The organism is Sporomusa sp. (assembly GCF_035561255.1).
Lineage (GTDB): Bacteria > Bacillota > Negativicutes > Sporomusales > Sporomusaceae > Sporomusa.
In genome coordinates this window covers 1-7050 of record NZ_DATMXX010000038.1, presented here as the reverse complement: position 1 = coordinate 7050, position 7050 = coordinate 1, and the positions used below count along the sequence as shown (strand labels likewise).

The following is a 7050-nucleotide window of genomic DNA, read 5'->3' as shown; positions in this document are numbered from 1 at the left end:
AAATTAAATTCGTGAGGGGGCGATAACTTGAAGAACCTGGCTAATCTCCGCAAGGCGGAAGGTTAGTCTCTAAAAAGTTATCTGAAGAATTAGAATCAGGTGTTCCCAGTGAAACTCCAAAACAGAAGGAGGTGTTAATTCCGCTAGTCCAACAAGTGTGTTGAGCAAGCTGAGCTGTGTAAGCCAATGTACAAGGGAGAAGTCTACTTTAAATTGTGTCACTATGACTCTTGTTGCAAATAGCAACAAAATTGCCGCCTGGGGTTAATCGACGGAAAACAGGGGGTGTATTTCGCATGCGATTGTCTCCATTATAGCGCAGTCGGTGCGGGTCTTCAATGCGGGCGGTAAAGATTGGCGGAACATCTGGCTGGTTAATGATTACGGACGAGAATTTATGTTAGAGAAGGAGTGAGGGGCATGGTTTTAAAATTTTGCCAGTGGTTTACCAGGGTATTTCCATTTTGGATCACGGTAGCGGCGATTGTTAGTTTGTTGGTTCCTGCGCCGTTTACGCCACTTGCATCATATGTCACCTATTTGATCGGCATTGTCATGCTTGCCATGGGGCTGTCCATGGGTATCGAGGATTTCAGACTGGTACTATCACGGCCTAAGGATGTCCTGTTAGGGGTTATGCTGCGCTACTGCATTATGCCGCTTGTTGCTGTTGCCGTTTCCAGGCTGCTTAACCTCAGTCCGGTTCTGGCAGCTGGCTTCATCCTGGTTGGTTGCAGCCCAAGTGCGGTCGCTTCTAATGTTATGGCCTTTATCTCCAAGGGGGATACCGCGCTTTCGGTCACTGTCTCAAGTCTGAATACACTGTTGTCGCCGTTTATTACCCCGTTTATGTTTGTCCTGTTGGTGGGGGAAACCGTATCAGTTGATCCTGTTAAAATGCTGCTGGATATTGCCAAGGTTGTGTTGCTGCCAATTGCCCTGGGTATCACGCTGCGGATGCTCATTCCGGAGCTTGTCAAAAAGATACTGCCATATATGCCGTTTATTTCGACAGTTGCGCTCATCCTGATTGTCATGCCGGGGATTGCCCTGAATGCATCCCGTGTACTGAGTGTTGCAGCAATCGCAGCTTTTGGCGTGTTGTTGCATAACAGTGCCGGGTTGGCCCTGGGTTTTTTCAGTGCTAAGAAACTGTTTGGTTTAGGCCAGAAGAAGTCTCAGGCTATCGCGTTTGAGGTCGGGATGGAAAACACCGGCCTGGCCGTAGCCCTGGCTCTGACCTACCTTGATCCGATTGCTGCGGTACCGGCCGCCATCTTTGGTGCCTGCCATAATATAACCGGTTCGGTGTTGGCCTCCTATTGGGCCGCTCGGGCGGTGGAGGAGGACAGCGGTCAAGTATGAAACGAGTATTGCATTTTATCCAGGATCAGGTCAAACCTGACAGATTAGATTTAGCCACGATATTCCGGCTGATTGAGGATGGCCTTAAACGCCAGACAGTGGGGAAAACGCTGTCTGGGAAAAAGATCGCTGTGTTGTCAGGCAGCCGGGGCATCCGTAATATGAAGGAGATCATCAGGCATGTTATCCGCCTGCTGCAGGCGGCAGGGGCGGCGGTTGTTGTCTTGCCGGCGATGGGTAGTCACGGCGGTGCTACGGCAGAGGGGCAAAAGGCTGTTTTGGCTGAGTATGGACTTACGGAGAAATACCTTGGCGTTCCCATTGTCTCAGGCATGGAGGTTGAGCAGGTTGGCGACATTGACGGCCATCCGGTGTATGCCGATCGCAACGCCATGATTGTCGATGGCATTGTGCCTGTGAACCGAGTAAAGGCTCATACCGATTTCCATGGTCCTCATGAGAGCGGCATTGTCAAAATGCTGGCAATCGGGATCGGCAAAAGGGCGCAGGCTGAGGCCATCCACCGCCATGGCTTGCGTGGGTTGCGGGAGCTCATTCCGCAGGTGGCGGCGGTGGTACTTAAGCGCGTACCGTTACTGGCGGCGGTAGCGATTGTGGAAAACAAGTTTGATGAAACCGCAGTTGTTGAGGTACTGGGAGCGGACAATCTTTTTGCCAGAGAGCAAGAGCTGCTGGTATTGTCAAAGCAGCTGCTGCCTAATATCCCCTTTGACAACCTGGATGTCCTGGTATTTGCCGAAATGGGAAAAAACATTTCCGGTGTTGGTATCGATCCTAATGTTACCAAACGGATGCGGATTGAAGAGGTTATTGATGAACCAGGCGGGCCCAAGCGGCTTGTGGCCCTGGACTTAACCCGGGAATCGGGCGGCAATGCCGTAGGCCTGGGCATTCCCGATGTCATCACCCAGCGTCTGTATGACAAGGTTGATTTCAATAAAACCTATATTAATACAATTACCTCAGGCTTTTTAGAGCGGTGCTTTGTGCCTGTGGTTATGCCGACTGATTATGAAGCCATTCAGGTGGCTTTAAAAACCTGTGGCCGCGCCGTTGAATGGGATACTGCCAGAATGGTCTTTGTGAAAAATACCTTATCGCTGAGCGGGCTGTATATTTCGCCGGCCTTGCTCTGTGAAATACCTGCCGGCTATGGGGACCCTCTTACCGTAAGCGGCGTTTTTAACACTGACCGAGAATTGGTATTGCCGTGGTGAGGGTGCTGAACTAAAAAGATAACTTGGAGGTTGAGGAAAAATGAGTTGTGCATGCAGCCGCAGTCAGCATCTGCGGACAGTTAATTATCAGGGAGACGGCCTGCGGGCCGGCATGCAGTGGGATGATGCCGATCTGGACAAGCTGCAGATCCTGATTGATACCGTCCATGGCGACAGTCACCCCGGCAGCAGCCACTTGGGCGCCCTGGCTGAGGAGGCAAAGATTGGTGTTTACCAGGCACAGGGTAAACCGGCCATCTATGCCGTGACTGATATCTGTGACGGTATTGCCATGGCCCATGACGGAATGAACTATTCACTGGCAAGCCGTGAGATCATGTCCCTGATGTTCGAGATCCATGCCCTGGCATCGCCTTATGACGGCAGTATCTTTATGTCATCCTGCGATAAGTCGGTACCGGCCCAATTGATGACCATGCTCCGGCTGGGTATGCCGGCTGTACATGTTTGCGGCGGCTCAATGCTCAGCGGACCGGACTACATGTCCTCAGAGATTCTGTATGGCGCAGGCGACAAGTATGCCCAAGGCCAACTTAGTGAGCAGGAGCTGCGGTATTATTCGAGAAATTGTTGTCCCAGCGCAGGGGCGTGTCAGTTTATCGGTACGGCCAGTACAATGCAGTGCCTGTCCGAGGCCCTGGGGCTGGCGCTGCCGGGTAATGCCCTGGCAGCGGCATATACCACCCACCTGACCCGGTTTGCCCGCAGCGCCGGCAGGCAGATTATCGAGAATGTGAAGAATTCCCTGATTCCCCGTAATTTTATCAGTAAGAAAAACTTTGCCAATGCCCTGATGGTGCATGCGGCTGTGGGCGGGTCCACCAATGCCCTGCTGCATCTGCCGGCAATTGCCCGCGAAGTGGGCATTGCCATTGACCAACAGGAATTTGATGCCATCAACCGGGAAGTGCCGGTGCTTGTCAGCCTGAAAACAGGCGGGCAGTGGCCAACAGACCTCTTCTGGTATGCCGGCGGGGTACCTGCCATTATGCGCGAGCTGAAAGACCTGCTGCACCTTGACGCTATGACCGTAACCGGCAACACTGTGGGGGAAAACCTCGCCCAACTGGAGGCAGCAGGCTGGTTCGATGAGGTTAACAGCTACCTGAAAAACTATAAGCTGCAAGCCGGGGATATTGTAAAAACCCGCACTGCCCCGGTGAAACCCCAGGGCAATATTAAAATCCTTAAAGGGAATCTTGCCCCTGAGGGCGCGGTCATTAAGCTGTCTGGTGTCGATGAGTCAATCCACCACTTTGTCGGAACAGCACGGGTGTTTGATTCTGAGGAAGCGGCTGTGGCCGACTTGCTCGATGGCAAAATTGGTCCCGAAACAGCGATCTTTATCCGGTTTGAAGGGCCAAAAGGCTCTGGCATGCCGGAGATGCTGCGAACGACAGAAGCCCTCTGGAATATGCCGGAGCTTTCCGGTAGTGTGGCTTTGTTTACTGACGGACGTTTTTCCGGGGCAACCCGGGGACCGGCGGTCGGGCACATTGCCCCGGAAGGTGTTGAAGGCGGTCCGATTGCCTACCTTGAGGATGGCGATATCATCAAAATGGATGTTGCCGCCCGGACCCTTGATATTGTCGGCATAAATGGCAGGGCGGCCGCACCTGCCGTGGTGGAGGCAGTTTTGGCGGAACGGAAGAAGACCAAGGTATTCCCTGTGAAAGAAAGCTCGCCGTTGCTCCGGTTATATAAGAAACTGGCCCGGACGTGCACCGAGGGAGCTGGGTTTAATATCTAGTAAGTAATATAATTTAAAACTATTTCTCATTTGAGGGTTGCCTGGTGGGTAGCCCTTTTTTTATTGTTGCACGTAATTGATGCTGCCAAAAATATTCTATTAGGGGTGGGAAAGGGGGACAGGATCTATGTCCTAGTTCTTACTGACTGCTGTGGAATGATAAGCATGATAAAAGAGAGGATGATTCAAGAGAAGGTTAGACCTCTATAGAACGGGCACGAATATAAGTCCTACATAGGACCTTTTTATTTAGGAGGAACTACCTAGGAGTAAACAGTTAATTTCAAAAAATGATATGAAGTACTATAAAACAACAAAAAGCCGTAGGTCATTTTATTTTTGTGGTACTATTTGGTATAATATAAATATGTTAGTTTTCCACTAACTTCCACTATTATGTAGACCGCGCTGCCAATTGGTTGACACTTGTCCGATTTATGATCATTACTTTGGGAGGTTAAAAAGGATGTTATGTAAAAAATTGCTGCTTGCAGGTCTGATTACTGCAACCCTATCATCCGGTGCCCAGGCGTCACCGTCTGACTTTGTTTCACCAAATGTTCCTTTATCCAGTCCGTTATATGGTTATATTGAGAAGTTCGACGGCTTAGGGTATCTTAAGTCAATACCTGACGGTACCAAGCCTTATACCCGGATGCAGATGGCTCAATGGTTGACAGAGATCCAGTCTGGGGTTAAGCAGCGTCCGTTACCAATGTATTTGGCTGGAATGAAAAGCGAGCTGGAGCGTGAATTGGCTTCAGAACTACAGGTATTGGCCGGAGAACCGGCCGACTTGTCGCCGGCAATAAAGGAAGTTCGTTTGGAGCTGGGTACCTATGACGGCGATTCAGTGCGGTACCGCACGAATTCCAGCAGTGGACCAAGAGCTGGTTATCAGCCGCTAAACGGCAATAATAACGGCTATCGTTATGGCCGGGATGGCAATGTGATTGGGTCGGTTTTGCTAACCGGTAAACTGGGCAATGATGTTGCTGTCGCCCTGGAACCGCGCTTCAGCTACGATGATGACCAACAGGGTGACGCTGCACTAACCAGCGGTTATGTTAAAACCCGGATAAACGGCACCGCTGTCCAGTTGGGCAAAGATCCGGTATTCTGGGGCCATGGTGCTACTGGTTCGTTGATTCTGGGCAATAATATGACTCCGTTAACCTCAATTAAATTTTCCAACCTGGAGCCATATACCAGCAATGGTTTTTTTCGTTTTCTTGGCGACATGAATTTTACTGCCCTTTATAGCGAACTGGAGAGCAACCGTACCAGCACTAACGCTAATGAGGTCGATGGACCTTCGTTTGTGGCGATGCGGGGAACCTTTACACCGCAGCAGAATTTTACATTTGGCTTATCGTTCACTTCTATGCTGGGCGGTAAGGGAAAAGGTTTGAGCGGTGGCGATTACGCTGATTGGCTGTTGGGACGGAATGATGATGCTGCAGGTGATAAATGGAACAATATTGCCGGACTTGATTTTAAAGTGCGGGTGCCGAAGTGGAATGGCCTGCAATTTTATGGTGAACTGTATGGCGAGGATCAGGCCAATTACATGCCGTCCAAAATCGCTGAACGAGTGGGTGTTTATATTCCGCGGCTCAGCCGGGATGGGGACTGGGACATGAAAGTGGAATATGCTAATACCAGTAATTCGTGGTACAGACATCAGCTATATACTAACGGCTATGTTTATAAAGGAGACATTATTGGCGATCCTATTGGTAGTAATGCGGGTCAGTATTACGTGCAGTTTGGCCGCTATTTGGACAAGGATAGTAGAATTTCATTTAATGCCAATCAGGTTAAGCAGGACAGAGATGCGGCTGTTCAGCAAACGATAAAATCTTTGTGGCTACAATGTGAGACAAAATTGCAGGACAGGGTCTTCCTAGATAGTCAGCTTGGGATTGCGCGGATAAATAATGCTAACTTCGCCAGCGGACACGATGAAACGAATCACTTTGCCGGCGTAAGTGTGCGGTGGGTATATTAAAGGCGGACTCTTAGCAGTTAGTCGTCATTAGGAGTGAAATATTCGATAGTTAGCGGAAGCACTAATGGCATATTAATTAAATGTGGCAGGGCGGGGGCAGTTATAAGGAGATGCGAATTTTTTCACTGCTGTTTTTGTGTGGCTGGATGTTGCTGATTATTTGGTTTTCCGCACAGCCGGCTGCTCAGTCTAAGGATATGAGCGGAATGGTGGTTCAGGCTTTGGTCAATATGGTGACAGCCCTGCTGCCTGTGGCCCAGAGCGTCAAAGAACAGCAAATGTTGATACAGTACTTACATAGTATGGTGAGAAAAGCGGCACATGGAGCTAACTATTTTGTCCTGGGCGTCCTGGCTTATCAGACCTTCCGCTTAAATACCGGCATAAAGAAACAAGGGTGGCTGGCAGGTGTTATTCTTTTTTGCGCAGCTTTTGCCGCTTTGGACGAGCTTCATCAGGTTTATGTGCCGGGACGCAGCGGTGAACTGCGAGACGTGATGATTGACAGTGGGAGTGCAATTGTGGGCATCCTCCTCTGCTGGGCTATTGGACGAGGTAAGGGTTAGCCATAAGTTATTATTTTCCGTAACTTAGTTTTAACCAAAGAGGATCTTTTTTTGCAGAAGTTGTTCAATACTGCGAAATCTAAATTGTACTGTAAATAT

The 7050-nt window shown here is 49.8% G+C and carries 5 protein-coding genes; all 5 read left to right on the top strand.

Annotation, left to right across the window (positions count from 1 at the left end; all coding sequences use genetic code 11):
• Positions 1 to 420 precede the first annotated feature (420 nt).
• Positions 421 to 1365 carry a bile acid:sodium symporter family protein gene (locus VN379_RS01930; RefSeq protein WP_325530241.1) on the top strand — a complete coding sequence of 315 codons (945 nt, stop codon included), beginning with the start codon at positions 421 to 423 and terminating at the stop codon, positions 1363 to 1365.
• Positions 1362 to 2603, top strand: coding sequence for a hypothetical protein (locus tag VN379_RS01925; protein ID WP_325530239.1), 1242 nt, complete (start codon positions 1362 to 1364; stop codon positions 2601 to 2603). The genes VN379_RS01930 and VN379_RS01925 overlap by 4 nt, the downstream gene beginning before the upstream one ends.
• Before the next feature lie 40 nt (positions 2604 to 2643).
• Entirely contained in the window at positions 2644 to 4374 is a 1731-nt protein-coding gene (gene ilvD / locus VN379_RS01920; RefSeq protein ID WP_325530237.1) for a dihydroxy-acid dehydratase, read from the top strand.
• A 466-nt stretch (positions 4375 to 4840) separates the two neighbouring features.
• Positions 4841 to 6385 (top strand): capsule assembly Wzi family protein, encoded by a 1545-nt coding sequence (locus VN379_RS01915; RefSeq protein WP_325530235.1) that lies wholly within the window; start codon positions 4841 to 4843, stop codon positions 6383 to 6385.
• Between the two features lie 110 nt (positions 6386 to 6495).
• Positions 6496 to 6951, top strand: a complete 456-nt coding sequence (locus tag VN379_RS01910) for a VanZ family protein (protein ID WP_325530233.1) — start codon at positions 6496 to 6498, stop codon at positions 6949 to 6951.
• Positions 6952 to 7050 lie beyond the last annotated feature (99 nt).